Origin of the sequence: Pantoea sp. V106_11, from assembly GCF_029967885.1 — a bacterium.
Lineage (GTDB): Bacteria > Pseudomonadota > Gammaproteobacteria > Enterobacterales > Enterobacteriaceae > Pantoea > Pantoea ananatis.
The window spans coordinates 79499-105807 of record NZ_JASCAK010000024.1 but is presented as its reverse complement, the minus strand read 5'-3'; the positions used below and the strand labels follow the sequence as shown (position 1 = coordinate 105807).

General features: G+C 54.3%; 27 protein-coding genes. 21 read left to right on the top strand and 6 right to left on the bottom strand.

Translation table 11 applies throughout. From position 1 onward, the window contains the following. The first annotated feature begins 140 nt into the window (after nucleotides 1-140). The gene (locus QLG08_RS07800) at nucleotides 141-497 is read left to right on the top strand and encodes a DUF2500 domain-containing protein (protein ID WP_013027565.1); all 357 of its coding nucleotides are present in this window, start codon (nucleotides 141-143) and stop codon (nucleotides 495-497) included. Between the two features lie 28 nt (nucleotides 498-525). Here the strand turns inward: QLG08_RS07800 and QLG08_RS07795 are convergent, their stop codons facing one another. Then, a complete protein-coding gene (locus QLG08_RS07795) occupies nucleotides 526-795 on the bottom strand; it encodes a DUF1145 family protein (RefSeq protein WP_013027564.1) in 270 nt (89 codons plus the stop codon). Further along, nucleotides 785-1384: a 16S rRNA (guanine(966)-N(2))-methyltransferase gene (gene rsmD / locus QLG08_RS07790; protein ID WP_014594808.1), complete on the bottom strand. Its 600-nt coding sequence runs from the start codon at nucleotides 1382-1384 to the stop codon at nucleotides 785-787. Before rsmD ends, QLG08_RS07795 begins: the two co-directional genes overlap by 11 nt. 233 nt (nucleotides 1385-1617) lie before the next feature. On the opposite strand from rsmD, the gene ftsY reads away from it, so the two are divergent. The 4 genes from ftsY to rpoH all read left to right on the top strand — a co-directional run bounded on the left by ftsY (nucleotide 1618) and on the right by rpoH (nucleotide 6116). Continuing rightward, on the top strand, nucleotides 1618-3381 hold the full coding sequence (ftsY, locus tag QLG08_RS07785; RefSeq protein WP_282472877.1) for a signal recognition particle-docking protein FtsY: 1764 nt from the start codon (nucleotides 1618-1620) through the stop codon (nucleotides 3379-3381). 5 nt (nucleotides 3382-3386) lie between these two features. Beyond that, nucleotides 3387-4055, top strand: a complete 669-nt coding sequence (gene ftsE, locus QLG08_RS07780; protein ID WP_013027561.1) for a cell division ATP-binding protein FtsE — start codon at nucleotides 3387-3389, stop codon at nucleotides 4053-4055. Then, a complete protein-coding gene (ftsX, locus tag QLG08_RS07775) occupies nucleotides 4045-5028 on the top strand; it encodes a permease-like cell division protein FtsX (RefSeq protein ID WP_014594806.1) in 984 nt (327 codons plus the stop codon). Before ftsE ends, ftsX begins: the two co-directional genes overlap by 11 nt. A gap of 230 nt (nucleotides 5029-5258) precedes the next feature. Continuing rightward, nucleotides 5259-6116, top strand: a complete 858-nt coding sequence (rpoH, locus tag QLG08_RS07770) for an RNA polymerase sigma factor RpoH (RefSeq protein WP_013027559.1) — start codon at nucleotides 5259-5261, stop codon at nucleotides 6114-6116. Between the two features lie 45 nt (nucleotides 6117-6161). Here rpoH and panM read toward each other — a convergent pair whose 3' ends face one another. Next, on the bottom strand, nucleotides 6162-6548 hold the full coding sequence (gene panM / locus QLG08_RS07765) for an aspartate 1-decarboxylase autocleavage activator PanM (RefSeq protein WP_014604831.1): 387 nt from the start codon (nucleotides 6546-6548) through the stop codon (nucleotides 6162-6164). A gap of 402 nt (nucleotides 6549-6950) precedes the next feature. Here panM and QLG08_RS07760 point away from each other — a divergent pair, with 402 nt between their 5' ends. From QLG08_RS07760 to ugpQ, 10 genes are all read left to right on the top strand, one after another. Next, complete coding sequence (locus QLG08_RS07760) at nucleotides 6951-8075, top strand: branched-chain amino acid ABC transporter substrate-binding protein (protein ID WP_013027557.1); 1125 nt, start codon at nucleotides 6951-6953, stop codon at nucleotides 8073-8075. A gap of 137 nt (nucleotides 8076-8212) precedes the next feature. Further along, entirely contained in the window at nucleotides 8213-9139 is a 927-nt protein-coding gene (gene livH / locus QLG08_RS07755; protein ID WP_014594805.1) for a high-affinity branched-chain amino acid ABC transporter permease LivH, read from the top strand. After that, on the top strand, nucleotides 9136-10407 hold the full coding sequence (locus QLG08_RS07750; protein ID WP_013027555.1) for a high-affinity branched-chain amino acid ABC transporter permease LivM: 1272 nt from the start codon (nucleotides 9136-9138) through the stop codon (nucleotides 10405-10407). The genes livH and QLG08_RS07750 overlap by 4 nt, the downstream gene beginning before the upstream one ends. Next, complete coding sequence (gene livG / locus QLG08_RS07745; protein ID WP_013027554.1) at nucleotides 10404-11171, top strand: high-affinity branched-chain amino acid ABC transporter ATP-binding protein LivG; 768 nt, start codon at nucleotides 10404-10406, stop codon at nucleotides 11169-11171. Before QLG08_RS07750 ends, livG begins: the two co-directional genes overlap by 4 nt. Nucleotide 11172: 1 nt before the next feature. After that, a complete protein-coding gene (gene livF, locus QLG08_RS07740) occupies nucleotides 11173-11880 on the top strand; it encodes a high-affinity branched-chain amino acid ABC transporter ATP-binding protein LivF (protein ID WP_013027553.1) in 708 nt (235 codons plus the stop codon). A gap of 274 nt (nucleotides 11881-12154) precedes the next feature. Continuing rightward, a complete protein-coding gene (ugpB, locus tag QLG08_RS07735; protein ID WP_013027552.1) occupies nucleotides 12155-13471 on the top strand; it encodes a sn-glycerol-3-phosphate ABC transporter substrate-binding protein UgpB in 1317 nt (438 codons plus the stop codon). 55 nt (nucleotides 13472-13526) lie between these two features. Continuing rightward, nucleotides 13527-14414: a sn-glycerol-3-phosphate ABC transporter permease UgpA gene (gene ugpA, locus QLG08_RS07730; RefSeq protein WP_014594803.1), complete on the top strand. Its 888-nt coding sequence runs from the start codon at nucleotides 13527-13529 to the stop codon at nucleotides 14412-14414. Further along, the gene (ugpE, locus tag QLG08_RS07725; protein ID WP_013027550.1) at nucleotides 14411-15256 is read left to right on the top strand and encodes a sn-glycerol-3-phosphate ABC transporter permease UgpE; all 846 of its coding nucleotides are present in this window, start codon (nucleotides 14411-14413) and stop codon (nucleotides 15254-15256) included. The genes ugpA and ugpE overlap by 4 nt, the downstream gene beginning before the upstream one ends. A 2-nt stretch (nucleotides 15257-15258) precedes the next feature. Then, nucleotides 15259-16332 (top strand): sn-glycerol-3-phosphate import ATP-binding protein UgpC, encoded by a 1074-nt coding sequence (locus QLG08_RS07720; protein ID WP_013027549.1) that lies wholly within the window; start codon nucleotides 15259-15261, stop codon nucleotides 16330-16332. Beyond that, nucleotides 16329-17072: a glycerophosphodiester phosphodiesterase gene (gene ugpQ / locus QLG08_RS07715; protein ID WP_022622524.1), complete on the top strand. Its 744-nt coding sequence runs from the start codon at nucleotides 16329-16331 to the stop codon at nucleotides 17070-17072. Before QLG08_RS07720 ends, ugpQ begins: the two co-directional genes overlap by 4 nt. Here the strand turns inward: ugpQ and QLG08_RS07710 are convergent. Beyond that, on the bottom strand, nucleotides 17069-17356 hold the full coding sequence (locus QLG08_RS07710; RefSeq protein WP_014604833.1) for a DUF2756 domain-containing protein: 288 nt from the start codon (nucleotides 17354-17356) through the stop codon (nucleotides 17069-17071). The genes ugpQ and QLG08_RS07710 overlap by 4 nt on opposite strands. A 203-nt stretch (nucleotides 17357-17559) precedes the next feature. Between QLG08_RS07710 and ggt the strand changes: the two genes are divergently transcribed. Continuing rightward, nucleotides 17560-19311, top strand: a complete 1752-nt coding sequence (gene ggt, locus QLG08_RS07705; RefSeq protein ID WP_014604834.1) for a gamma-glutamyltransferase — start codon at nucleotides 17560-17562, stop codon at nucleotides 19309-19311. A gap of 33 nt (nucleotides 19312-19344) precedes the next feature. Here ggt and QLG08_RS07700 read toward each other — a convergent pair whose 3' ends face one another. Then, nucleotides 19345-19839, bottom strand: coding sequence for a GNAT family N-acetyltransferase (locus tag QLG08_RS07700; protein ID WP_014604835.1), 495 nt, complete (start codon nucleotides 19837-19839; stop codon nucleotides 19345-19347). A gap of 363 nt (nucleotides 19840-20202) precedes the next feature. Between QLG08_RS07700 and QLG08_RS07695 the strand changes: the two genes are divergently transcribed. From QLG08_RS07695 to gntU, 4 genes are all read left to right on the top strand, one after another. Beyond that, a complete protein-coding gene (locus QLG08_RS07695; RefSeq protein WP_014594800.1) occupies nucleotides 20203-20898 on the top strand; it encodes a pirin family protein in 696 nt (231 codons plus the stop codon). A 99-nt stretch (nucleotides 20899-20997) separates the two neighbouring features. Further along, the gene (gene gntR, locus QLG08_RS07690; protein WP_013027543.1) at nucleotides 20998-21993 is read left to right on the top strand and encodes a gluconate operon transcriptional repressor GntR; all 996 of its coding nucleotides are present in this window, start codon (nucleotides 20998-21000) and stop codon (nucleotides 21991-21993) included. 141 nt (nucleotides 21994-22134) lie between these two features. Continuing rightward, complete coding sequence (gntK, locus tag QLG08_RS07685; RefSeq protein ID WP_078829321.1) at nucleotides 22135-22671, top strand: gluconokinase; 537 nt, start codon at nucleotides 22135-22137, stop codon at nucleotides 22669-22671. Nucleotides 22672-22674: 3 nt separating this feature from the next. Then, nucleotides 22675-24015 (top strand): gluconate transporter, encoded by a 1341-nt coding sequence (gene gntU / locus QLG08_RS07680; protein ID WP_105079937.1) that lies wholly within the window; start codon nucleotides 22675-22677, stop codon nucleotides 24013-24015. Between the two features lie 44 nt (nucleotides 24016-24059). On the opposite strand, the gene QLG08_RS07675 is transcribed toward gntU, so the two are convergent. Next, complete coding sequence (locus tag QLG08_RS07675) at nucleotides 24060-24653, bottom strand: YhgN family NAAT transporter (protein ID WP_006121032.1); 594 nt, start codon at nucleotides 24651-24653, stop codon at nucleotides 24060-24062. 219 nt (nucleotides 24654-24872) lie between these two features. Here QLG08_RS07675 and asd point away from each other — a divergent pair, with 219 nt between their 5' ends. After that, nucleotides 24873-25982 carry an aspartate-semialdehyde dehydrogenase gene (gene asd, locus QLG08_RS07670; RefSeq protein ID WP_013027540.1) on the top strand — a complete coding sequence of 370 codons (1110 nt, stop codon included), beginning with the start codon at nucleotides 24873-24875 and terminating at the stop codon, nucleotides 25980-25982. Nucleotides 25983-26309 lie beyond the last annotated feature (327 nt).

Genomic DNA, 26309 nt, shown 5'->3' with positions numbered 1-26309 from the left:
TTGACCAAAAATGGTGACAGTTCCTGAAATACTCCTGTCAGTCTAGGTTACGCCAGCCTGATGTGACAATCGGTCAACTCTGGTTGTATGCTTTAGCGCGCCATGTACGCCATCTGTAACCTGAGAAACGTTGGGATATTATGAAACCACCGCTACTTTTTATCATTGTGCTGGCTGTTATCGCCGTTTTAGCGACTCGCCAGTTCATCAAACAGCGGCGTGAAGCCGCCGTCAACGATGCCTCGCCGGTTCGCACCCTGACAGTCGAAGTGAAAACCAAACGTGAGTTTTCTGTTTCCAGCCGGCGCTCGCGTGAACGGGAAGTGATCGCCGGTGATGAAATGCGCTATGAGGCCTGGTTTCATCCGCTGAACGGCGAAAGCGATATTAAGATGCGGGTAAGTGAAAGCGACTACCATCTGATGGACAAGGGCACGCAAGGGGAACTGACTCTGCAGGGCTCGCGCTTTATTCAGTTTACGCCCGCCCGGCACTGACGGCGGGCCAGGTGCCCGCCGTGACGACTTACTTACGTGGAAAGTTTTTTTTCTGCCACGCGACCAGTTCGAATACGCCAAACAAAAAGACTTTTATCTGGGTGACACGATCGATCGGCGGCGCATCTTTACCTTGGGTGGTGCGCAGCAGGACCAACTGCAGACCATGCATCAGAATCATAAATATCAGAGCCACATTGATAAACCAGGTCAGTGGCTTAGGATAAGGATGAATCAGGTTAAACAGTAAAAAACCCCATACGCACAGCATCAGCAGGCGTCCTAAATTAAGTAACATCGTGTGTCTCCTGTTGGCGCTGATATAAGCGATAGGCCACCTGGCCGGCAATTTTTTCGCGGTATAGATCCCAGTGTGCTGGAACCGGGGGAGCACCGCGTTCAACTTCACTTTCAACGTAGATGAGTGCGTCAGCAGTCAGCCAGCCGTTATTCTCCAGCAGTTGCAGCGTTTGTTCCAGCAGGCCCTGACGAAACGGCGGGTCGATAAACACGATATTAAACGGCTTACCGCTCTGCGCCAGCCATGTCAGCGTATTGGTCTGCACAACCTGGCCGTTGGCGGCCTGAAGCGTCTGTAAATTTTTGGCCAACTGCTGCGCCACCGGGCGTTCCAGCTCCAGTAACGTTGCCGACGCGGCGAAACGCGACAAGGCTTCCAGCCCCAGCGCACCACTGCCGGCAAAGCAGTCCAGACAGTTGGCCGCCTGAATAGACGGCGCCAGCCAGTTAAACAGCGTTTCACGCACTCTGTCGGTAGTCGGACGCAGTCCGGCACTGTCCGGCACCGGCAATTTGCGGCCGCGCCACTGTCCGCCAATAATGCGGATTTGGCCTGCACCACCAGTCTTACGGGGAGGTTTTATCATCTTGCTCACAAATCTTCATAATTTGTTGCGTAGTTTAACGGGCGAAACGATGAGAAGAAACGTTAAAAAAGGGTGCTGTGGTGAGCTGGCTGGAAAGTGTTAGACTACAGCGTTGCTGCTGTTATGCATAATTCTGCGGTTTGACGCTCATCTGGCGTTTATCACCAATACTGTTTTTAACCCTGGGAACATTGTGCTACCGGGATGAAGCCATCGAGGAGTGTGGTTACACAATGGCAAAAGAGAAAAAACGAGGCTTTTTTTCCTGGCTGGGATTTGGCAAAGAAGAAGAGAAACAACCCTCAACGGAAGCGCAGGCATCACAAACTGCACAACCGGAAGTCCAGCAGCCAGAACAGGAAGCCCCGGCAATAAGTCAGGCGGAGATCCACGCGGAAGAGACCGTTGCAACGACTGAAAAAGTCGTTGAACAGCAACACGCAGCGGATCCCGATAGCGAAGTAAAGCTGACAGCAATTACCCCATCGGCTGAAAACGTGCCTGATCCGCATGATGGCGTTATCACGCCAGCAGAACCTGTGTCCGAGCCTGTGGACGATGAGGCGCCGCTCAGCGATGACGAACTTGCCGCACTGGCGCTGGCCGATGCGGATATCGTGGAGGTTACGCCGCACGAGCCTGAAATCCTTCAGTCCGAACCTGTCCCGGTGGCAGACAAGGCAGCGCTCAGCGATGACGAACTCGCCGCACTGGCGCTGGCCGATGCGGATATCGTGGAGGTTACGCCGCACGAGCCTGAAATCCTTCAGTCCGAATCTGTCCCGGTGGCTGACGAGGCACCGCTCAGCGATGACGAACTCGCCGCGCTGGCGCTGGCCGATGCGGATATCGTGGAGGTTACGCCTCACGAGCCTGAAATCCTTGAGTCCGAACCTGTCCCGGAGGCAGACGAGGCGCCGCTCAGCGATGACGAACTCGCCGCACTGGCGCTGGCCGACGCGGATGCCGTTGAGGATGTTCCAGAAAACGCCGATCGGGTGGAGCCGACAGATACCGTCAGCGATCTTCCTTTAGCCGCCGCGCCACTGGTGACGCAGGAGCAGGATCGTCCGACAAAAGAGGGCTTCTTTGCCCGCCTGAAACGCAGCCTGGTGAAAACCCGTCAGAACCTGGGATCGGGTTTTATCGGCCTGTTCCGTGGCAAAAAGATTGATGATGAGCTGTTTGAAGAGCTCGAAGAGCAACTGCTGATTGCGGATGTGGGGGTCGAAACGACGCGCCGTATCATCACCAGCCTGACGCAGCATGCCGACCGTAAACAGCTTCGCGATGCAGAGGCGCTTTATGGCCTGCTGAAAACTGAAATGGCCGACATTCTGGCGAAAGTGGAAGAACCGCTTAATGTTGAAGGCAAAACGCCTTTTGTCATTTTGATGGTCGGTGTTAACGGCGTAGGTAAAACGACCACCATCGGCAAGCTGGCTCGTCAGTATCAGGCAGAAGGCAAGTCGGTCATGCTGGCGGCGGGCGACACCTTCCGTGCAGCGGCCGTTGAACAGCTTCAGGTATGGGGCCAGCGTAACAACATTTCTGTGGTGGCGCAGCATACCGGTGCCGATTCCGCTTCGGTGATTTTCGATGCGATTCAGGCCGCGAAATCCCGTGGCGTTGACGTGTTAATCGCCGACACCGCAGGCCGTTTGCAAAACAAATCGCACCTGATGGAAGAACTGAAGAAAATTACGCGCGTCATGAAAAAGCTGGATGAGCAGGCGCCGCATGAAGTCATGCTGACAATTGATGCCAGCACCGGGCAAAATGCCATCAGCCAGGCCAAACTGTTCCATGAAGCGGTTGGTCTGACCGGTATTACCCTGACAAAACTGGATGGCACGGCCAAAGGCGGTGTGATTTTCTCGGTGGCAGATCAGTTTGGCATCCCTATCCGGTATATCGGTGTCGGAGAAGGCATCGAAGATTTACGGCCGTTCAAGGCCGAGGATTTTATTGAGGCATTGTTTGCCCGAGAGGACTAATTAGGATGATTCGCTTTGAAGAGGTCAGTAAGGCATATCTCGGCGGACGTCAGGCGCTGCAGGGCGTAGATTTTCATCTACGTCCCGGTGAAATGGCGTTTCTGACCGGCCATTCTGGCGCAGGGAAAAGTACCTTGCTGAAGCTTATTTGTGGCATTGAGCGTCCCAGCGCCGGACAAATCTGGTTTAGCGGGCATGATATTTCACGCCTGCGTAACAGCGAGGTGCCGTTTCTGCGCCGTCAGATTGGTATGATCTTTCAGGATCACCACCTGCTGATGGATCGTTCTGTCTATGACAACGTGGCCATTCCGCTGATCATCTCCGGTGCCAGCGGGGAAGATATCCGGCGGCGTGTTTCAGCCGCGCTAGATAAAGTGGGCCTGCTCGACAAAGCGAAAAGTTATCCTATTCAACTTTCCGGTGGTGAACAGCAGCGCGTGGGTATTGCACGCGCCGTGGTGAATAAACCGGCGGTGCTGTTGGCTGATGAACCAACCGGTAACCTGGATGAGGCGCTGTCTGAAGACATCCTGCGCCTGTTTGAAGAGTTTAACCGCGTTGGGGTGACGGTCCTGATGGCGACACACGATGTGGGGCTAATCGGTCGCCGAAATTATCGGGTGATGACGCTAAATAAAGGACGCCTGCACGGAGGCCACGATGGTCAATAAACGCAACAAACGCGCGGCCGCGCCGAAGGCGAAGCAACCGTCGAAAAGCAAAGCGTTACGCGGCGGCTGGCAGGAGCAGTGGCGCTATGCGCTGCGCGGTACGTTGTCTGACATGTGGCGTCAGCCGTTAGCGACGTTGCTGACGGTGATGGTTATTGCGATCTCTCTGACGTTGCCCAGCGTGTGTTACATGGTGTGGAAAAACGTTAGCCAGGCCGCCACTCAGTGGTATCCCGCGCCGCAGCTGACGGTCTATCTCTCCAAAACGCTGGATGATGCCGCCGCCGAAAATGTGACGACTCAGCTGAAGCAGGTCGATGGCGTGGACCACGTTAACTACCTTACGCGCGAAGAAGCCCTGAACGAATTCCGTAACTGGTCAGGCTTTGGCGGCGCGATGGATATGCTGGAGCAGAATCCTCTCCCGGCCGTGGTCATTATTACGCCTAAACTTACCTTCCAGAATTCCGACACGCTACAAACGCTGCGCGACAGGGTGGCGAAAGTGCAGGGCGTTGACGAAGTGCGCATGGATGACAGTTGGTTTGCTCGTCTTGCGGCGCTGACCGGGCTGGTGGGGCAGATTGCCTCCATGATCGGTATCTTAATGATCGTGGCGGTGTTCCTGGTGATTGGTAACAGCGTCAGGCTGAGCATTTTTGCCCGGCGCGATACCATCAACGTGCAGAAGTTGATCGGGGCGACCGACGGGTTTATTCTGCGTCCGTTCCTGTATGGCGGTGCGTTGTTAGGTTTCTCTGGTGCCGTGTTATCGCTGCTTCTTTCCGAAGTGCTGGTCCTGCGTTTGCAGTCCGTGGTGGCCCATGTTGCCTCGGTGTTTGGCACGACCTTCTCGCTGGAAGGGTTCTCCTGGGATGAGGCACTGTTGCTGCTGCTGATCGCGGCGATTATTGGATGGGTTGCGGCCTGGCTGGCTACGGTACAACATTTACGCCGATTTACGCCGCAGTAAACCTCTGCAACATTTTTTTGTTATAATCATCCTCTGCTGCCGACAATGGGTGCAGAGGATATTGCCCCGCTGTCATCTGTGTGTAAAATATTCACTGCTAAAATTGAACTTGTGGATAACTTTGTTTTCCAAGTAGCACAGATTGCTTTTGGTTTTCCTGCGACGTTGACATAATGTGACGTGCGCTTAAGGAAAGATGCGGCAATTCCACTGATTTTGTGAGGGTTTGAATGACCAAAGAAATGCAAACTTTAGCTATTGCTCCTCTGGGCAACCTGGAATCTTACGTTCGGGCTGCCAACACCTGGCCGATGCTGTCGGCAGAAGAGGAAAAGGCGTTGGCTGAACGGCTGCATTACCAGGGCGATCTGGATGCGGCTAAGACGCTGATCCTGTCTCACCTACGCTTTGTTGTTCATATCGCTCGTAACTACTCAGGTTACGGCCTGCCTCAGGCTGACCTGATTCAGGAAGGTAACATCGGCTTGATGAAAGCCGTTCGTCGCTTTAATCCTGAAGTTGGCGTCCGTCTGGTATCCTTTGCCGTACACTGGATTAAAGCGGAAATTCACGAATATGTGCTGCGTAACTGGCGTATCGTGAAAGTGGCGACCACGAAGGCACAGCGCAAGCTGTTCTTTAACCTGCGTAAAACCAAGCAGCGCCTGGGCTGGTTTAATCAGGACGAAGTAGAAATGGTCGCGCGCGAGTTGGGCGTGAGCAGCAAAGATGTGCGGGAAATGGAATCGCGCATGGCCGCTCAGGATATGACCTTCGATATGTCCGCTGATGACGAAAGCGGTGAAGGTAAATCCATGGCGCCGGTGCTGTATCTCCAGGATAAAACCTCTGATTTTGCCGACGGTATCGAAGAGGATAACTGGGAGTCACATGCAGCCGACAAGCTGACGTACGCAATGGAAGGCCTGGACGAGCGCAGCCAGCATATCATTCGCGCCCGCTGGCTGGATGAGGACAACAAAACTACCCTGCAGGAACTGGCCGATCGTTATGGCGTTTCCGCAGAGCGCGTCCGACAGCTTGAAAAGAACGCGATGAAGAAACTCCGAATGGCTATCGAAGCCTGACGAGACAGGGCGACTTCAGGTCGCCCTTTTTTATTGTCTGTTTTTTTATTTTACCCAGCCGTCAACCTGGGCGCGAAAACCACAGGCCTGCATAAACGCCGCCCGAATACGTTGATCGTCACTGCCGTCATCGGCAATCCACCAGTCGTTTAACGATGGATTCTGCTTCATCGTCTCTTCCAGCAAATACTGTCCTACGCCACGTCGCCGGGTAACATCTCTTACAGCCAAATGATGCACTTTGCCGTGAATACCTGAAATTTCAAGTTGTAATGCAGCCAGTAGACGATCGTTGAAGCGCGCCGCATAAAGACGATGGCTTTCATTCAACGCTGTCTCCAGCTTTTCTATATCGATCTCAGGCCAGATTTTCCCCAGATCTATCCGGTCCTGTAGCGTCAACGATGTGAGACGCAAAATGGTGAGCTTCATAATAAACACCTGTGCGTGTAAAAGTCGTTAGTGTAGTCAATTCCCGTTACCGGAACCCTGGCACATTTTAGGCAATAAAACAGGTCAAAACAGCGACAGAGTGCCAGGATAATAGCTATAAACATGATATCCGCTTTTAAAGGCAGCATAACGCGCTGGCCTGGTGAGTAAAAGCCACGCATTGGCTCCAGAGGATTATGCTGCTTTTGGCTGCGAATCATGAATATGTCAGTTGCTTTACAGAATATACTTCCTGTTTAATAGACTGAAATATAAAGCCTTATTATTAATAAAAGCCAGAAAAGCGTGCTAACTCATTATTGTTAAATCAGTTTTCCACTTTATCTGGCAGAAAATAAAACCACTCACAACAAACACGACACAACTGATGGGGTAGTTCGCATGAAAATGACAGGTCGCGCGTTACTGGCTGGATGCGTTGCATTGGCGATGAGCCATGCGGCAATGGCGAAAGAGATTAAAATAGCTATCGTAGGCGCCGCTACTGGCCCAGTCGCGCAATACGGTGATATGGAATTTACCGGTGCTGCACAGGCGATTAAAGATATTAATGCCAAAGGCGGCGTGAACGGCGACAAACTGGTCGGTGTGGAATATGACGACGCCTGCGACCCAAAACAAGCGGTTGCGGTGGCGAACAAGGTGATCAACGACGGCATTAAGTATGTTATCGGCCACCTGTGCTCCTCCTCAACTCAGCCCGCTTCAGATATCTACAACGACGAAGGCGTGCTGATGATTACCCCCGCGGCCACGGCACCTGAACTCACGGCACGTGGCTATGCAGATGTGATGCGCACCACCGGTCTGGATTCTGACCAGGGCCCAACGGCGGCGAACTACATTCTGGATGTGATCAAACCTAAACGTATCGCTGTGGTGCATGACAAACAGCAGTACGGCCAGGGCCTCGCGGAATCCGTACAAAAAACCCTGAAGGCCAAAGGCGGCAACGTGGTGATGTTCGAAGGTATCACCGCGGGCGATAAAGATTTCTCTACGCTGGTTGCGCGTCTGAAGAAAGAGAACGTGGATTTCGTGTACTACGGTGGTTACTACCCGGAGCTGGGCCAGATTCTGCGCCAGGCGAAAGCGGCAGGCCTGAAAGCCGGCTTTATGGGACCAGAAGGTGTGGGTAACGCCTCGCTGTCTAACATCGCAGGCGACGCTTCTGAAGGGCTGTATGTAACCTTACCAAAACGTTACGACCAGCTGCCGCAGAACAAGGCGATTGTTGAAGCCATTAAAGCGAATACCGCGTCTAACCGCAAAGATCCAACCGGCCCCTTTGTCTGGACAACCTACGCGGCGATTCAGTCTCTGGTGACTGGTATTGAACGCAGTAAGAGCGATGAGCCAGATGCGATTGCGAAGAACCTGAAAACCGGCGCGCCTGTGCCGACAGTGATGGGTGACCTGAGCTGGGATCAGAAAGGCGATCTGAAAGGCTTCGAGTTTGGTGTCTTCAAATGGCACAAAGACGGTTCATCCACCGCGGTTAAATAAGGTCATGACGCTTCCCTGCAGCCTTTGCTCGGGGAAGCAGGCCAAAGCGATGCGCCCTGTGGGGCAATGCTTTCGCCTTGCTAACCCTCTCCTGCTGGCAGGAGAGGGGTTTTCTGGTTTCTGAGTAGGTCCTCATTATGTCCGAGCAGTTTCTCTATTTCATTCAGCAGATGTTCAACGGGGTCACCCTCGGGAGCACCTACGCGCTGATCGCCATTGGCTACACCATGGTTTACGGCATTATCGGCATGATCAACTTCGCCCACGGCGAGGTCTATATGATCGGCAGCTATGTCTCTTTTATGGTGATTGCTGCCCTGATGATGATGGGCATTGATACCTCATGGCTCATGATCGCCGCCGGCTTTGTGATGGCAGTGATTATTTCCAGCGCCTATGGCTGGAGCATTGAGCGCGTGGCTTACCGGCCGGTTCGCTCTTCCAAGCGCCTGATTGCGCTGATCTCCGCCATCGGAATGTCCATCTTCCTGCAAAACTACGTCAGCCTCACCCAGGGCTCGCGCGATCTTGCGTTGCCGAGCTTAATTACCGGCCAGTGGACGCTGGGAGAAAGCAATGGTTTCGCGGCCACGCTGTCGACGATGCAGCTGGTGATCTGGGTGGTGACGTTCCTGACCATGCTGGCACTGACCCTGTTTATTCGCTATTCCCGCATGGGCCGCGCCTGCCGAGCCTGTGCTGAAGACCTGAAGATGGCCAGCCTGCTGGGCATTAATACGGATCGCGTCATTTCGCTGACCTTCGTGATTGGTGCCGCGATGGCGGCGGTGGCCGGCGTGCTGTTAGGCCAGTTTTATGGCTCCATCAACCCCTTTATCGGCTTCATGGCGGGCATGAAAGCCTTTACCGCAGCGGTGCTGGGCGGCATTGGCAGTATTCCCGGCGCGATGATTGGCGGTCTGGTGCTGGGCATTGCTGAAGCCCTGACCTCGGCCTATCTCTCCACGGAATATAAAGATGTGGTGTCGTTTGCCTTACTGATCGTGGTGCTGCTGGTGATGCCGACCGGCATTCTGGGCCGTCCGGAGGTAGAGAAAGTATGAAACGCCTTGGTCTGGTCAATGCGCTGATCTCTACGGTCATGTTGCTGGTTCTGGCCGCGTTCTTTATGGGAATGCGCCTCGATCTGAATGGTACGAAGCTACAGGTGGTCAATGCCGGTAGCGTGCGCTGGAACTGGATATTTATCGGTTGTGCGGTGGTGTTTCTGTTCCAGCTGCTGCGTCCGCTGCTTCAGGGCAAGCTGAAGCGCAGCAGTGGCGGTCTGGTGCTGCCTGGGTTTGATGGTTCCACGCCGAAGCAAAAACTTGTCATGGCGTTAATGATCGCTGCTGCCGTTATCTGGCCTTTTCTGGTCTCGCGCGGCAGCGTTGATATTGCGACGCTGACGCTCATCTACATCATGCTGGGCCTGGGGCTGAACGTGGTGGTTGGGCTATCGGGGCTGCTGGTTCTGGGCTATGGCGGCTTCTATGCCATCGGTGCCTATACCTTTGCTTTGCTCAATCATTACTATGGTTTCGGTTTCTGGCAGAGCCTGCCGCTGGCCGGATTAGTGGCCGCGGCCTTTGGCCTGCTGCTGGGGTTCCCGGTATTGCGGCTGCGCGGCGATTATCTGGCTATCGTGACGCTGGGCTTCGGCGAAATCGTCCGTATTCTGCTGCTTAACAATACCGCGATTACAGGGGGACCGAACGGTATTGCCCAGATTCCCAAACCCACTTTCTTCGGCCTGGAGTTCGGCCGCCGCGTCAGTGAAGGGGGATGGGGCACGTTTCACGAGGTCTTTGGCATGAAGTACGATCCCAGCGACAGGGTGATTTTCCTGTATCTGGTGGCGTTACTGTTAGTGGTGTTGACGCTGTTTGTGATTAACCGTCTGCTGCGTATGCCGCTTGGACGGGCCTGGGAAGCACTGCGTGAAGATGAGATTGCCTGTCGCTCGCTGGGCTTAAGCCCGACCCGTATCAAGCTGACTGCCTTTACTATCAGTGCGGCTTTTGCGGGGTTTGCCGGTACGCTGTTTGCCGCGCGCCAGGGATTTGTCAGTCCCGAATCCTTTACCTTCGTTGAATCCGCGTTTGTGCTGGCCATCGTGGTTCTGGGCGGAATGGGATCGCAGTTTGCGGTGATTCTGGCCGCCATTCTGCTGGTGGTGTCGCGTGAACTGATGCGCGACCTCAATGAGTACAGCATGCTGGTCCTCGGTGGGCTGATGGTGCTGATGATGATCTGGCGGCCGCAGGGTTTATTGCCGATGAAGCGTCCACACCTGAAACTCAGGCAGGGTAAACAAGGAGAGCAGGCATGAGTCAGCCTTTATTAGCCGTTGAAGGCCTGATGATGCGCTTCGGCGGTCTGTTAGCCGTAAACAACGTCAAACTGGAACTGCGTCCACAGGAAATCGTGTCGCTTATCGGTCCGAACGGAGCAGGCAAAACCACCGTGTTCAACTGCCTGACAGGTTTCTACAAGCCAACAGGCGGCAGCATTACCTTGCGTGACAAGAATCTGGCTGGTTTATCCGGGCAGAAGATCGCGCGCATGGGGATTGTCCGTACCTTTCAGCATGTGCGCCTGTTCCGCGAAATGACGGTGATAGAAAACCTGCTGGTCGCGCAGCATCAACATCTGAAAAGCGGGGTCTTTTCCGGCCTGATTAAAACGCCCGCCTTTCGCCGCAGTGAAGGCGAGGCGCTGGATCGTGCCGCCACTTGGCTCGAGCGCGTCGGGTTGCTGGACATGGCCAACCGCCAGGCCGGTAATCTGGCCTACGGTCAGCAGCGCCGCCTGGAGATCGCCCGCTGCATGGTGACGCGTCCGGAGATTTTAATGCTGGATGAACCGGCCGCCGGGCTTAACCCCAAAGAAACGCACGAGCTTGATGAATTGATTGCCGAGTTACGTGGCGAACATAAGGTTTCCGTTTTATTGATTGAGCACGACATGAAACTGGTCATGGGCATTTCCGATCGTATCTATGTGGTTAATCAGGGAACGCCGCTGGCTAACGGCACGCCGGAAGAGATTCGTAACAATCCGGACGTGATCCGTGCCTATTTAGGAGAGGCGTAATATGGCCATGTTAACCATTGATAACGTCAGTGCGCATTACGGCAAAATTCAGGCCCTGCATGGCGTAAGCCTGCATATCGATCAGGGTGAGATCGTCACGCTGATTGGTGCCAACGGTGCCGGTAAAACCACGCTGCTGGGTACGCTGTGCGGCGAACCGCGTGCCACCAGCGGCACCATTACTTTTGATGGCAAAGCCATTACCGACTGGCAAACGGCGCGCATTATGCGTGAAGCCATTGCCATCGTGCCTGAAGGCCGTCGCGTATTTTCACGTATGACCGTGGAAGAGAATCTGGCGATGGGCGGTTTTTTTGCCAGTCGTCAGCAGTATCTGCAGCGCATCGAACGTGTTTACCAGCTGTTCCCGCGTCTGGCTGAGCGTAAAATTCAGCGGGCAGGCACGATGTCCGGTGGCGAACAGCAGATGCTGGCTATCGGCCGGGCACTGATGAGCCAGCCGCGCCTGTTGTTACTCGATGAGCCTTCTCTGGGCCTGGCGCCGATTATTATTCAGCAAATATTCGATACGATTGAGCAGTTACGCAGCGAAGGCATGACGATTTTCCTGGTCGAGCAAAACGCGAACCAGGCACTGAAACTGGCCGACAGGGGCTACGTACTGGAAAACGGTCACGTGGTGCTGGAGGACAGCGGTGAGGCATTGCTTTCTAACGAGGCCGTGCGCAGCGCGTATCTGGGCGCCTAGCTTTCTGGCCTGACGTTCCTGTCAGGCCAGGATCCGGCAGCGCCCCTCCTCGTACAGGTGTGGGCGCTGTTTCTCAGCGCTGCCTTAGCTGCATTCTTCTGCACTCGCTTGTCGTCATCATGCATTAATCCCGCTTATCCCTGTCATCTTCTGACATTCTGCCGTCATTTTTCCGTCATCTGACTGTTATTTTTCCGTCATTTCCGCGTGTCATGTTACTTCGCGAGCAAAAAATGCGTGATAACGCGCGTACCTACCTGAACAGGAAAATTCTATGTCCGTTGTTACTTTTCGTCGTAGCCTGATGAGCGCACTGCTCGGTCTGGCGATCAGTGGTAATGCACTGGCCGTAACTGAGATCCCTTTCTGGCACTCAATGGAAGGCGAGTTAGGCAAAGAAGTTGACTCACTGGCACAACGTTTTAACCAGGAGCACCCCGACTACAAGATCGTCCCGGTGTATAAAGGGAACTACGAACAGAGTCTGGCGGCAGGTATCGCTGCGGTTCGCACAGGAAAAGCCCCTGCGCTGTTACAGGTTTACGAAGTGGGTACGGCAACCATGATGGCCTCCAAAGCCATCGTGCCGGTGTACCAGGTGTTTAAAGATGCTGGCATCCCAATGGATGAGAAGCAGTTTGTGCCTGCGGTCGCCGGTTACTACAGCAACGCACAAGGCCAGCTGATCTCTCAACCCTTCAACAGCTCCACGCCTGTGCTGTACTACAACAAAGACGCGTTTAAAAAAGCGGGCCTGAATCCGGACCAGCCGCCAAAAACCTGGCAGGAACTGGCAAAGGATGCCGACGCGCTGCGTAAGTCAGGCATGAGCTGCGGCTATGCCAGCGGCTGGCAGGGATGGATCCAGATTGAAAACTTCAGTGCCTGGAACGGTCTGCCGGTGGCGACCAAGAACAATGGTTTCGATGGCACTGATGCCGTGCTGGAGTTCAACAAGCCGGCACAGGTTCGTCATATCCAGCTACTGGAAGATATGAACAAGAAAGGTGACTTCACCTATTTTGGTCGTAAAGATGAATCGACCGCCAAGTTCTACAACGGGGATTGTGGTATGACGACGGCCTCGTCCGGCTCGCTGGCCGACATCCGTCATTATGCCAAATTCAACTACGGCGTAGGCATGATGCCTTACGATGCGGATATCCCGAATGCGCCACAGAACGCGATTATCGGCGGTGCCAGCCTGTGGGTGATGAAGGGCAAAGATGCTAACACCTACAAAGGTGCAGCGGAATTCATGAAATTCCTCACCGAGCCAAAAATTGCGGCGGAATGGCATCAGAAAACCGGCTACCTGCCGATTACCACTGCGGCATATGAGCTGACGAAGAAAGAAGGCTTCTACGATAAAAACCCAGGCGCGGATATCGCCATTCGCCAGATGATGAACAAGCCACCATTGCCTTACACCAAAGGCATGCGTCTGGGGAATATGCCTCAGATCCGTACCATTCTGGATGAAGAGCTGGAAGGCGTCTGGACCGGCAAGCAGTCACCGCAGGCGGCACTGGATAACGCAGTGAAACGCGGTAACGAACTGCTGCGTCGTTTCGAGCAACAGAACAAGTAATCCGGTGTGCAGGCCAGCTCCGGCTGGCCTTTTTTCCCCAAAGTCAGAGAACGTTATGTCTCCATCTCGCCCGGTGTTTCGCAATCGCCTGTTACCCTATTTGCTGGTGCTCCCGCAGCTCCTGATCACCGCTATTTTCTTTGTCTGGCCAGCGGGTGAAGCGCTGTGGTATTCCCTGCAAAACCTGGATCCCTTCGGTATCTCCAGCACCTTTGTCGGGCTGGATAACTTCAAACGGCTGTTTTCCGATAGCCTCTATCTGGATACCTTCTGGACCACGATCAAGTTCAGCGGGATGGTGGCGTTTTTTGGCATGGTATCGTCTTTGCTCCTGGCGGCACTGGTGGACTATGTCGTGCGGCTGCGCAAGCTGTATCAGATGCTGCTGCTGTTGCCCTACGCCGTGGCGCCGGTTATTGCCGCGGTATTATGGATGTTTCTGTTCAGCCCCGGCCTGGGTTTACTCAGCTATCTGCTTAACCACATGGGCTATAACTGGAACTTTGCCCAAAACAGCGGTCAGGCTATGTTTCTGGTGGTGCTGGCCTCGGTGTGGCAACAGATGAGCTACAACTTCCTGTTCTTTTTTGCGGCATTACAGTCGATACCGAAATCGCTGGTCGAAGCCGCCGCCATTGATGGCGCGGGGCCGGTGCGCCGTTTCTTCTCGATTTCGCTCCCGTTGATCACGCCGGTAAGCTTCTTTCTGCTGGTGGTCAATCTGATCTATGCCTTCTTCGATACCTTCCCGGTGATTGATGCCGCGACAGGCGGTGGTCCGGTTCAGGCAACGACCACGCTTATCTATAAAATTTACCGGGAAGGCTTCACCGGCCTCGATCTCTCCTCTTCAGCCGCGCAGTCCGTGGTGTTAATGCTGCTGGTGATTGGCCTGACGGTCATTCAGTTCCGTTTTGTTGAGCGTAAGGTGCAATACCAATGATTGAAAACCGTCGCGGGCTGGACATATTCAGCCATGTGGTGCTGGTACTGGGCATCCTGACCATTCTGTTTCCGCTCTATGTCGCCTTTGTGGCGGCTACGCTGGATAACGACGCCGTGTATAACGTCCCGATGACGCTAATTCCTGGCACGCACCTGTGGGAAAACATTTCAAACATCTGGACGCGCGGGGTTAACGGCAACGGTCCGGCCTTTAGCGTGATGCTTATGAACAGCGTCATCATGGCGCTGGGTATTACGATTGGCAAAATCCTGGTGTCGATTCTGTCGGCCTTTGCGCTGGTGTGGTTTCGCTTTCCACTGCGTTCGCTGTTCTTTTGGATGATCTTTATTACCCTGATGCTGCCGGTTGAGGTGCGCATTTTCCCGACGGTGCAGGTTATCGCCGATCTTAATCTGCTGGACAGCTACAGCGGGCTGACCCTGCCCCTGATGGCCTCAGCTACCGCCACTTTTCTGTTTCGGCAGTTCTTTATGTCGCTACCGGATGAGTTAATCGAAGCGGCGCGCATTGACGGGGCCAGCGCGATGCGATTTTTCTGGGACATCGTGCTGCCGCTGTCGAAAACTAACCTGGCGGCGCTGTTCGTGATCACCTTTATCTATGGCTGGAACCAGTATCTCTGGCCGCTGTTAATCATTGATAACGCCAACCTGGGCACTGCCGTGGCCGGCATTAAAAGCATGATCTCCACCAGCGGTTCGCCGACCCAGTGGAACGAAGTGATGGCGGCAATGTTGTTAACCCTGATTCCACCGGTGGTGGTGGTATTTGTTATGCAGCGCGCCTTTGTGCGTGGTCTGGTTGAGAGCGAGAAATAAAGATGGCAGGCGTAACCCTTCAGGCGGTGACCAAGTCTTACGACGGTAAAAATCAGATCATCCAACCGCTCAACGTCACGATCAACGACGGTGAGTTTATGGTGATGGTGGGCCCTTCGGGCTGTGGCAAATCCACGCTGTTGCGTATGGTCGCCGGACTGGAGCGGGTGACCTCTGGCGATATCTATATTGCCGATAAACGTGTCACTCATGAAGAGCCAAAAGACCGCGGCATTGCCATGGTGTTCCAAAACTATGCGCTCTATCCTCATATGTCCGTCGAAGAGAACATGGCTTACGGCCTGAAAATCCGCGGCATGAGTAAAGAACATGTTCGTCAACGTGTGCTGGAAGCCGCACGGAGCCTGGAGCTGGATCACCTGCTGACGCGCCGTCCGCGTGAGTTATCGGGTGGGCAGCGCCAGCGCGTGGCCATGGGCCGCGCTATCGTGCGTGAGCCTGCCGTGTTTCTGTTTGATGAGCCCCTCTCTAATCTGGATGCCCGCCTGCGTGTCCAGATGCGCCTGGAGCTTCAGCAACTGCACCGTCGTCTGCAAACCACCAGCCTGTACGTGACGCACGATCAGGTCGAGGCGATGACGCTGGCACAGCGCGTCATGGTCATGAACAAAGGCATACTGGAGCAGATCGGCACGCCGGTAGAGGTCTATGAACGGCCCGCCAGCCAGTTTGTCGCGTCTTTTATGGGCTCACCGGCCATGAATCTGATCCATGGCAATATCAGCCAGGAGGGGACGCGCTTTACGATTGATGCCTCCCACGGGATAGCCATTGGCGAGGGAAAAGCGAAGTGGGCCAACCGTCCCGTCGTCCTTGGCGTACGACCAGAACATATTCAGATCAGCAGCCAGGCGCAGGGCGGAATTCCGTTCCGGGTGGAAACCCTGGAAATGCTCGGGGCGGATAATCTGGCGCATGGCCGCATCGGCGAGGCACGTTTAGTGGTACGCTTGCCCCACAGCGAGCGCCCTGAAGCAGGCAGTACCTTGTGGCTGCATCTGCCCGTGGGGTCGCTACATTTCTTCGATTCAACGCACGGGAAACGTCTGGAATGAGCAAAAAACAGTGGCCTTATCCGCCCATCGTCGCCCATCGGGGCGGAGGAAAGCTGGCACCGGAAAATACACTTGCGGCAATTGATACGGGCGCCAGATATGGTCACCTGATGATTGAATTCGACGCCAAACTGTCGGCCGATGCGCATATTTTCCTGCTGCATGACGATACGTTAGATCGTACCAGCAACGGCTGGGGCGTAGCGGGTGAACTGCCTTGGGACAAGCTGTCGCAGCTGGATGCGGGCGGCTGGTTTAGCGATGTATTTCAGGGGGAAAAGCTGGCCCGGCTGGATGAGGTCGCCGAGCGCTGTCGCCAGCATGGCATGATGGCCAATATCGAAATTAAACCTACAACAGGAACGGATGCAGAAACCGGGCGCGCCATTGCTCAGGCAGCCGCCGCGCTGTGGCAGGGACAAACGCTGCCATTGCTGTCATCATTTTCCTTTGAGGCGCTGGAAGCCGCGATGCAGGCTGAACCTCAGCTACCGCGTGGGCTGTTATCCCATAGCTGGGACACCGCGTGGAAAGCGAAAACCCGCGCGCTCGACTGCACCTCCATTCATCTCAATCATAAGGTGTTAACCGAGGCGCGGGTGGCAGAACTGAAAGAGGCCGATCTGCATATTCTGGTTTATACCGTAAACAGCCCTGACCGGGCCAGAACGCTGTTGAAATGGGGCGTTGATGCCATCTGTACGGACAGCATCGACATCATCGGCCCCGATTTCCGCTAATACTGACTCTGTTGATTCTGCTGCTGGCCCGGCTGCGATTTAATCACTCGCTGCTGGGCACTGTCTCGTTGTTCCTGCAGTTTACGCTGTAAATCCTGATTCTGACGCTGCTGATCCTGTTGCAGTTTGTTCTGTTGTTGCTGCGACTGGTTGAGCATCTGCGTTTGCATGCGCTGCTGGCTAGGGTTATAGCCGGGTTGATTAGGATTGTTGGTGTTATTCAGCATGTTCGCCATGCCGCTTAACGGCAGCAGGGCGGCAAAAACCATAAGCCACTTTTTCATTTTTATCCTCCAGTAAACGACCGGGTGCTGTGTGTGCGTGCCCAAATCGGGTCACGAGGTCGTTATCGTCATTCTATGCACGGGTTCAGATTCCTGCTCCAGGAGTGCACTGAATTTGCGTTAATTCTTGATATTCGACTGTGTTTGTAGTCAGTTACATAAAGAATAAAGAAATGTAAATAAAAGTGGAGAGTGGAAACAACATGATGATGCAAGGCAAACTGCGCCAGCTGGGCTGGTCATTATTGATGAGTTTTACTGTTGTGACCGGGGCGGGTGCCGCGCCGGTTCAGGCACCGCCCGTCTCTTATGGTATCGACAGCGATACGTTTCATCCGGTTAAGGCGCATAACGGTATGGTGGCCTCAGTGGATGCGCTGGCAACCCAGGTCGGCGTTGATATCCTGCGCCAGGGCGGTAACGCCGTGGATGCCGCCGTTGCGGTGGGCTTTGCGCTGGCGGTCACGCATCCGCAGGCGGGCAACCTGGGCGGTGGGGGCTTTATGCTGCTGCGCACGGCATCAGGACAGACCACGGCCATCGATTTCCGTGAAATGGCCCCGGCGGCGGCTTCACGCGATATGTTCCTGGATAAGCAGGGAAATGCCGATAGCAAGCTTTCCCTCACTTCGCACCTGGCCTCAGGTACGCCCGGCACCGTGGCGGGTTTTGCTTTAGCCGTCAATAAATATGGCACGCTGCCGCTCAGCAAGCTGCTGGCGCCTGCTATTAAACTGGCGCGTGACGGTTTTGTCGTCAACGATGCGCTGGCGGATGACCTGAAAACCTACGGTAAGGAAGTGCTGATCACGCATCCCAATAGCAAAGCCATTTTCTATAAGCCCGATGGCACGCCGTGGCAGAAGGGCGACCGTCTGGTGCAAAAAAATCTGGCCCACAGCTTACAGCTGATTGCGCAGCAAGGCCCGGATGCCTTCTATAAAGGGAAAATTGCCGATCAAATCGCTGCCGAAATGGCCCAGCATGGCGGGTTAATTAATAAAGCCGATTTAGCAGCCTATCATGCGGTTGAACGTAAGCCCGTCAGCGGCACCTATCGTGGTTATGAGGTGTTTTCCATGCCACCGCCTTCATCGGGCGGCATTCATATCGTGCAGATCCTGAATATCCTGGAAAATTTTGATTTGGGCAAAATGGGCTTCGGCAGCGCGGACGCGATGCAGGTCATGGCGGAAGCGGAGAAGTATGCTTACGCGGACCGTTCCGAATATCTGGGCGATCCGGATTTCGTTAAGGTGCCCTGGCAGGCGCTGACCAGCAAAGCCTATGCGAAGTCACTGGCGCAGCAGATTGATATTGCCAAAGCCCGCCCGTCCAGCGAGATCAAGCCGGGTAAACTGGCCCCTTACGAAAGTAATCAAACTACTCACTTCTCCGTGGTGGACAAAAGTGGCAATGCGGTCGCTGTCACCTACACGCTTAACACCTACTTCGGCAGCGGTATCGTCGCCGGTAACAGCGGCATTCTGATGAATAACCAGATGGATGATTTCTCTGCCAAGCCGGGCACGCCGAATGTTTACGGGTTAGTCGGCGGCGAAGCCAATGCCGTGCAGGCCGGGAAGCGTCCGCTGTCTTCGATGTCACCGACTATCGTGGTGAAAGACGGCAAGACCTGGCTGGTAACGGGTAGCCCGGGCGGCAGCCGCATTATCACCACGGTATTGCAGATGGTGGTGAACAGTATTGATTACGGGATGAACGTGGCAGAGGCGACCAACGCGCCGCGCTTCCATCATCAGTGGCTGCCCGATCAGCTGCGTGTTGAAAAGGGATTCAGTCCGGATACCTTGCGGTTACTGGAGGCCAAAGGCCAGCATGTGAAAGTGCTGCCGTCGATGGGCAGTACCCAAAGTATTATGATTGGGCCTGACGGTACGCTGTATGGCGCGTCCGATCCACGCACCGTAGATGACCTGAGCGCAGGTTACTGATGAAAACGGGCAGCCCTTTGGCTGCCCGTAATCTTATGTTTTCAGCCTCGCCATATAATGTGTATCGATCAAGGCACCCTCACGCATGGCGAAGCCTTGCGCGGTGCCTTCAATTCGGAAGCCGAACTTGTGATACAGCGCTATCGCGTTGTCATTGTCGGCAAACACCGTGAGTTCAATGCGCGTAACCTGTAGCCAGTTGTCGCAGAGATCGATCATCGCGGCCATCAGGGCGCTGCCAATCCCGCGACGATGAAACGCCGGATCGACGCCCATCCCCAGGCTGGCACAATGCCGTCGCCGTGCGGCCGTCATTCCCTCAAGCGTAAGTTGCCCAACGACCTGCTCACCGAGACAGGCAACGAGCATATAAACGCCCGCGCGCGGGTTGGCGAGTTTCTGCTCCCACAGCGAGGGGGAAGGATAAGGCAGGTGCAGGGTAGCCGCCTGCGTTTCGGGCTGGCTGTAAAGACGCGTTAATGCGGATGCGTCAGAAGGGATAGCATGACGAATGGTTACCGTGTTCATAGCGCTTATCCTTGTTGGCAGGGTGATAACCCTTTCAACTTCAAGGTATTTACGCATGACGTCAATAAAAGAATGTGCAAAAAGACTTTACAGATGCGAATGATAATGATTATTATTGTCATGCTTTCTCGCGTGTCATCGACACGGTAGAACGCACGACATTGCTCACATTGCTTCCAGTATTATTTAGCCAGCCGGGTGCTGGCTTTTTTTTTGCTACCTCTTCCCGCCAGGCCTCCTTCAGCCCCTTTCAACAACCCGTGATTTAATGTTCATAATTTTTGAACAGAGAGGTGAAGTTTTTCAGCTATCAATCTTTTACGCCGGATACCACACTATAAAAAACAGTGAGGAGATTTGAACATGATCTATTTACGTAAAGCTGAAGAACGCGGTCACGCGAATCACGGTTGGCTGGACAGCTGGCATACCTTTTCCTTTGCCAACTATTACGATGCCAATTTTATGGGCTTTTCGGCGTTACGCGTCATTAACGAAGACGTGATCGATCCGGGTCAGGGCTTTGGTACGCATCCCCATAAAGACATGGAAATTCTGACCTATGTGCTGTCAGGTACCGTTGAACATCAGGACAGCATGGGGAATAAAGAACAGATACCGGCAGGCGAATTCCAGATTATGAGTGCCGGTACGGGCGTGCGTCATTCAGAATATAACGCCAGCCAAACCGAACCCCTGCACCTCTACCAAATCTGGATTATTCCAGAAAGTACAGGGATAGAGCCGCGCTACGCTCAGCGCCGTTTTCCCGACGTACAGGGACGCCAGTATATTCTGACGCCTGATGCCCGTGACGGATCGCTCAAAGTCTGGCAGGACATGACGTTGTCGCGCTGGGTATTTGCGGCGGGCGACAGCGACAGCGTGGTACCCGACGCGGGCCGCCGTATCTGGATCCAGGTGGTGAAGGGCCAGGTCAAGGTAAACGGTCAGCCAGCGACAAACAGCGATGCTTTTGCCATCTGGGACGAAAGCAGCCTGGTGCTCGAAGCAGACAGCGCCGCGGAAGTCCTGCTGTTTGATCTGCCGCCGGTATAAGCCTGTTGGGGCGGGCATATCTCGCCCCACTGGCAATCTGGCTGCAAAAAAGTGATAGACTCGTCGTAACTTGCTTTCAGGGCTATCCAGGCGCTTACGATGAAGAAGAAAAGACCGGTTTTACAGGACGTTGCCGATCGTATCGGTATCACCAAAATGACTGTCAGTCGTTATCTGCGTAATCCCGAGCAGGTGTCCGTTGCGCTGGGGAAAAAGATTGCCGTGGCGCTGGACGAACTGGGATACATACCGAATCGTGCCCCGGATATGCTGTCGAATGCGACCAGCCGCGCCATTGGCGTGTTGCTGCCTTCCCTGACCAATCAGGTTTTTGCCGACGTACTGCGTGGCATTGAAGCCGTCACCGATGAGGCCGGTTATCAGACGCTGGTGGCGCACTTTGGCTATAACCCGGAAAAAGAAGAGCGTCAGCTACGGTCGTTGCTGGGCTGGAACATCGACGGCGTTATCCTGACGGAACGCACCCACACGCCCGGCACGTTGCGCATGCTGGAAGTGGCGGGGATTCCGGTCATTGAAATGATGGACAGCGTTACCCCTTGTCTTGATATGGCGGTCGGCTTTGACAATGTCGAGGCGGCCCGGCAGATGACGCTGGCCATCATCAATAAAGGTCATCGGCACACCGTTTATCTGGGCGCGCGTCTGGATGAGCGAACGCTGCAAAAACAGCGCGGTTATGAAGCCGCCATGCGCGAGGCCGGATTAACTCCGCGCAGCGTGATGATGGAAGAAGCCTCCTCGTTTAGCGCAGGCGGCGATCTGCTGCGTGAAGCGCAGCGCCGTTATCCTCAGACAGACAGCCTGTTCTGTACCAATGACGATCTGGCGGTCGGCGCGATGTTTGAGTGTCAGCGACAGGGACTCAAGGTGCCTTCCCAAATGGCGATTGCCGGTTTCCACGGCCATGATATTAGCCAGGTTGTCACGCCGCAGCTGGCAACGGTACTCACCCCGCGCGACCGAATGGGACGTGAGTCTGCTGCATTATTACTGGCGCGTATCGCCGGGGAACACAGCGTTACACCACCGCTGGATATCGGTTTTGAGATTCTGGAAGGTGGCAGTATCTGATTAACGCGATTTTATGAAGCAGCTCACACTTTAACGCTTTGGGATGTAAAAAGGTTGCCAGCATGGAATGCCACCAGGACAATGTGCTCCACCATTGTTATCGGTAACATGGCAGACTGACTGAACTTGCCGGAGTAAAAAATGACCACGCAATCTTCGCCACATCACGTTTTTATTCTGATGGGTGTTTCAGGCAGCGGTAAATCCGTTGTCGCTAACCAGGTTTCTCACCAGTTGAACACCGCGTTTCTCGACGGTGATTTTCTTCATCCGCGTGCCAATATCCTGAAAATGGCAGAAGGCCATCCACTGGATGATAACGATCGTCTGCCCTGGTTACAGGCTCTGAACGACGCGGCTTTCGCGATGCAACGCACCCAGGCCATTTCCATCATCGTCTGTTCAGCCCTGAAAAAGCATTACCGCGATATTCTTCGTCAGGGCAATGACAACCTGCGTTTTGTGTATCTGAAAGGGAATTTCGATACCATCGAAGCCCGTCTGAAGGCGCGTAAAGGCCACTTCTTCAAGCCGCAAATGCTGGTGACGCAGTTTGCCACCCTGGAAGAGCCGGGCAGTGATGAAAAAGATGTGCTGGTCGTGGATATCGCGAACCCGCTGGATGAGGTTGTGGCGGCGACGGTTGCGACCATCAAGGACGCCATTAATCAAGGCTAGGCCATGAATACCGCAACACTTATTTTAACCGCAGCAGGCTCTGTCCTGCTGCTGCTCTTTCTGGTGATGAAAGCCCGCATGCATGCCTTTCTTGCCTTGATGCTGGTTTCAGTCGGGGCCGGGCTGTTATCCGGTATGCCACTGGATAACATCGCCGAAACCATGCAGAAAGGCATGGGCGGCACGCTGGGCTTTCTGGCAATTGTGGTGGCGCTGGGCGCGATGTTCGGCAAGATCCTGCATGAAACCGGTGCCGTTGACCAAATTGCGATTCGCATGCTCAAGACCTTTGGCGAAAACCGCGCCCACTTTGCCATGGGAATCGCCGGGCTAATCTGCGCCTTACCGCTCTTCTTTGAAGTTGCCGTGGTACTGCTTATCAGCATTGCTTTCGCCGTCGCCCGACGCACGGGGGATAATCTGGTGAAGCTGGTGATACCGCTGTTTGCCGGAGTGGCGGCCGCCGCGGCCTTTCTGCTGCCGGGGCCTGCGCCCATGTTGCTGGCGTCTCAGATGCATGCAGATTTTGGCTGGATGATTTTAATCGGCCTGTGCGCTGCGCTGCCGGGCATGCTGATTGCCGGGCCGCTGTTTGGTAATTTTATCGCCAGACGCGTTTCGTTCAGCGCGCCTCCTGAAGATCATCAGCCGGATATTGATGAAAACAAGCTGCCCTCTTTTGGTTTTAGCCTGGCGTTAATCCTGTTTCCTCTCGTGCTGGTCGGGTTAAAAACCATTGGCGCACGCTTCACCACGGAAGGCACCGCGCTTTATCAATGGCTGGAATTTATCGGCCATCCTTTTATCGCCATTCTGCTGGCCTGCCTGGTGGCTATTTACGGCCTGGCTTATCGTCAGGGCATGGAAAAAGAGAAAGTGATGCAGATCTGCGGCAGCGCACTGCAGCCAGCGGGCATTATTTTGCTGGTGATTGGTGCGGGCGGCGTCTTTAAACAGGTACTGGTCGATTCCGGCGTAGGGCCTGTGTTGGGAAATGCCCTGACCGGTGCCGGGCTGCCCGTTGCGCTGGCCTGTTTTATTCTGTCTGGGGCGGTCCGGATGATTCAGGGATCGGCCACGGTCGCCTGTTTGACGACAGTGGGACTGATCATGCCTGTGATTGAGCCACTGCATTATAACGGCGCGCAGCTGGCGGCCTTGTCCATCTGTATCGGTGGCGGTTCCATTATTATCAGCCATGTTAACGATGCAGGTTTCTGGTTGTTTGGGCGATTTACCGGCGCCACGGAAGGGGAAACCTTAAAGACGTGGACATTGATGGAGACCATTTTGGGCACCGTCGGTGCCGTAGTCGGCATGATCGCCTTTACGCTGCTTTCCTGATGCGTTGTAACCGGGCAGGGCTGCCCGGTTACAATCGACCATGGTTACAACTTCAGATACACGCGAATCCCGTCTAAGAACATCTGCGTTGCCAGCATAATCAGTATCAATCCCATCAGACGTTCCAGCGCATTAACGCCCTTATCGCCCAGCAGCCGAAGAAACAGGCCTGACAACAGCAGAATCATGACCGTTACGCCCCAGGCAATGAGCAGGGCACCCACCAGATGCGACATTTGATTGGGATACTGATGCGACAGCAGCATCAGGGTCGCCAGCAATGACGGCCCGGCCACCAGGGGAATCGCCAGCGGCACCAGAAAAGGCTCTTCTCCCGCCGGTAAGCCCGTGCTACTGCTTTCAGGTGACGGGAAAATCATTTTGATGGCGATTAAAAACAGGATGACGCCACCAGATATGGACACGGTTTCGGTACGCAGGTTGAGAAAGGCCAGAATTCGCTCGCCGGTAAACAAAAACAGCAACATGATGATGAGCGCAATCAGCATTTCACGAATAAGCACGACTCGCCGACGTTTCGGTTCCAGATGCTTTAAAACCGACATAAAAATCGGCAAATTGCCTAAGGGATCCATTATTAACAACAATAATATTGTTGCCGAGATCATTTCAGTCATTCGTTTTACGTCTTCTCGTTATAGATAAAGTCAGGTTATTAGCGGTGTTGCTGAAAAAGTTGGCCTGATTACATTAATTCACTTGCCAGAAAAGCTGCATTTTGTAGAGTAAATCATCACAGGCAGATCTGATTATTACGCAGAGTGGCGTGAGAGTACCACGACACTTTTCCCTTCGATAAGAAAGTCAGGTGTTTATCATCCTGAAACGGACATGACATGAAGAATGTAGGTTTAGTTGGTTGGCGCGGTATGGTTGGCTCAGTGCTGATGTCCCGCATGAGCGAAGAACGGGATTTTGATGTGATCAATCCGGTCTTCTTCTCTACCTCGCAGCACGGTGAAGCGGCCCCGACGTTTGCAGGCAAGCAGCAGGGTACGTTGCAGGATGCCTTTGATATTGAGGCGTTGAACGCGCTGGATATCATTATCACCTGTCAGGGTGGTGACTACACCTCTGAGATCTATCCAAAACTGCGCGCCAGCGGCTGGAATGGCTACTGGATCGATGCGGCGTCAACGCTGCGTATGAAAGACGATGCCATCATTATTCTCGATCCGGTTAACCATCAGGTTATTCGTCAGGGCATCGACAGCGGCGTAAAAACCTTTGTTGGCGGTAACTGCACCGTCAGCCTGATGTTAATGTCGCTAGGCGGTCTGTTTGCACAGGATTTGGTGGAATGGGCCTCAGTGGCAACCTATCAGGCTGCATCCGGCGGCGGCGCGCGTCATATGCGCGAACTGCTGACGCAGATGGGCATGTTGCACGATCACGTGGCGACTTCTCTGCAAAACCCGGCTTCGGCGATTCTGGATATTGAGCGAAGCGTAACGGATTTCACCCGCTCTGGTACGCTGCCAACGGATAACTTTGGCGTGCCGTTGGCGGGCAGCCTGATTCCGTGGATCGACAAGCAACTCGAAAACGGTCAGAGCCGCGAAGAGTGGAAAGGTCAGGCCGAAACTAACAAAATTCTGGCGACCCCGCGCGTCATTCCGGTTGACGGGCTGTGCGTCCGCGTGGGCGCGCTGCGCTGCCACAGCCAGGCCTTTACGCTTAAGCTTAAAAAAGACCTGCCGCTGGCGGAAATTGAGCAACTGCTGGCTTCCCACAATGAATGGGTGAAAGTGGTGCCTAACGATCGTGAACTCACCCTGCGTGAACTCACCCCAGCCGCCGTGACCGGTACGCTGAATACACCGGTAGGACGTCTCCGCAAGTTGAATATGGGGCCAGAATATCTTTCTGCCTTTACTGTCGGCGATCAGCTCCTTTGGGGCGCTGCCGAGCCGCTGCGTCGCATGTTGCGTTTGCTCATCGACTAAATCTGAAAGCATCAAAAGACCGGACTTGTCCGGTCTTATTCCCACAATTCACTGCAAATTGTTCTACTGTTACGATCGCTAAGTGATCCGCTTCCCCTTTTTGCCTGTCCAGAAATAAATTTTTGCTTATCTGCTCTTATAACCGCTGTCATCAAGCTATGATTTAACAAGGGTGCGCCGCGAGTTAACTGTTTTACTTTATTAACTAAATGGTTGTTGTAGATGGGAAAGACATTTTTTCGAGGAACGTACTGGCACTGTTTTTCACCGATGTCCATCCAACCGATGAGGCGGATAAATCATATCTGACTGGCAGCGCTTAACCCG

Coding starts and splice junctions, on each gene's coding strand:
- livH (WP_014594805.1), top strand. CDS start 8,213: ATGTCCGAGCAGTTTCTCTATTTCATTCAGCAGATGTTCAACGGGGTC.
- ugpB (WP_013027552.1), top strand. CDS start 12,155: ATGTCCGTTGTTACTTTTCGTCGTAGCCTGATGAGCGCACTGCTCGGT.
- gntU (WP_105079937.1), top strand. CDS start 22,675: ATGAATACCGCAACACTTATTTTAACCGCAGCAGGCTCTGTCCTGCTG.
- QLG08_RS07750 (WP_013027555.1), top strand. CDS start 9,136: ATGAAACGCCTTGGTCTGGTCAATGCGCTGATCTCTACGGTCATGTTG.
- ugpQ (WP_022622524.1), top strand. CDS start 16,329: ATGAGCAAAAAACAGTGGCCTTATCCGCCCATCGTCGCCCATCGGGGC.
- QLG08_RS07695 (WP_014594800.1), top strand. CDS start 20,203: ATGATCTATTTACGTAAAGCTGAAGAACGCGGTCACGCGAATCACGGT.
- QLG08_RS07795 (WP_013027564.1), bottom strand. CDS start 795: ATGTTACTTAATTTAGGACGCCTGCTGATGCTGTGCGTATGGGGTTTT.
- QLG08_RS07760 (WP_013027557.1), top strand. CDS start 6,951: ATGAAAATGACAGGTCGCGCGTTACTGGCTGGATGCGTTGCATTGGCG.
- gntK (WP_078829321.1), top strand. CDS start 22,135: ATGACCACGCAATCTTCGCCACATCACGTTTTTATTCTGATGGGTGTT.
- panM (WP_014604831.1), bottom strand. CDS start 6,548: ATGAAGCTCACCATTTTGCGTCTCACATCGTTGACGCTACAGGACCGG.
- QLG08_RS07720 (WP_013027549.1), top strand. CDS start 15,259: ATGGCAGGCGTAACCCTTCAGGCGGTGACCAAGTCTTACGACGGTAAA.
- QLG08_RS07700 (WP_014604835.1), bottom strand. CDS start 19,839: ATGAACACGGTAACCATTCGTCATGCTATCCCTTCTGACGCATCCGCA.
- ggt (WP_014604834.1), top strand. CDS start 17,560: ATGATGATGCAAGGCAAACTGCGCCAGCTGGGCTGGTCATTATTGATG.
- ugpA (WP_014594803.1), top strand. CDS start 13,527: ATGTCTCCATCTCGCCCGGTGTTTCGCAATCGCCTGTTACCCTATTTG.
- livG (WP_013027554.1), top strand. CDS start 10,404: ATGAGTCAGCCTTTATTAGCCGTTGAAGGCCTGATGATGCGCTTCGGC.
- rsmD (WP_014594808.1), bottom strand. CDS start 1,384: ATGATAAAACCTCCCCGTAAGACTGGTGGTGCAGGCCAAATCCGCATT.
- ftsX (WP_014594806.1), top strand. CDS start 4,045: ATGGTCAATAAACGCAACAAACGCGCGGCCGCGCCGAAGGCGAAGCAA.
- QLG08_RS07675 (WP_006121032.1), bottom strand. CDS start 24,653: ATGACTGAAATGATCTCGGCAACAATATTATTGTTGTTAATAATGGAT.
- ftsE (WP_013027561.1), top strand. CDS start 3,387: ATGATTCGCTTTGAAGAGGTCAGTAAGGCATATCTCGGCGGACGTCAG.
- ftsY (WP_282472877.1), top strand. CDS start 1,618: ATGGCAAAAGAGAAAAAACGAGGCTTTTTTTCCTGGCTGGGATTTGGC.
- rpoH (WP_013027559.1), top strand. CDS start 5,259: ATGACCAAAGAAATGCAAACTTTAGCTATTGCTCCTCTGGGCAACCTG.
- QLG08_RS07800 (WP_013027565.1), top strand. CDS start 141: ATGAAACCACCGCTACTTTTTATCATTGTGCTGGCTGTTATCGCCGTT.
- QLG08_RS07710 (WP_014604833.1), bottom strand. CDS start 17,356: ATGAAAAAGTGGCTTATGGTTTTTGCCGCCCTGCTGCCGTTAAGCGGC.
- ugpE (WP_013027550.1), top strand. CDS start 14,411: ATGATTGAAAACCGTCGCGGGCTGGACATATTCAGCCATGTGGTGCTG.
- asd (WP_013027540.1), top strand. CDS start 24,873: ATGAAGAATGTAGGTTTAGTTGGTTGGCGCGGTATGGTTGGCTCAGTG.
- livF (WP_013027553.1), top strand. CDS start 11,173: ATGGCCATGTTAACCATTGATAACGTCAGTGCGCATTACGGCAAAATT.
- gntR (WP_013027543.1), top strand. CDS start 20,998: ATGAAGAAGAAAAGACCGGTTTTACAGGACGTTGCCGATCGTATCGGT.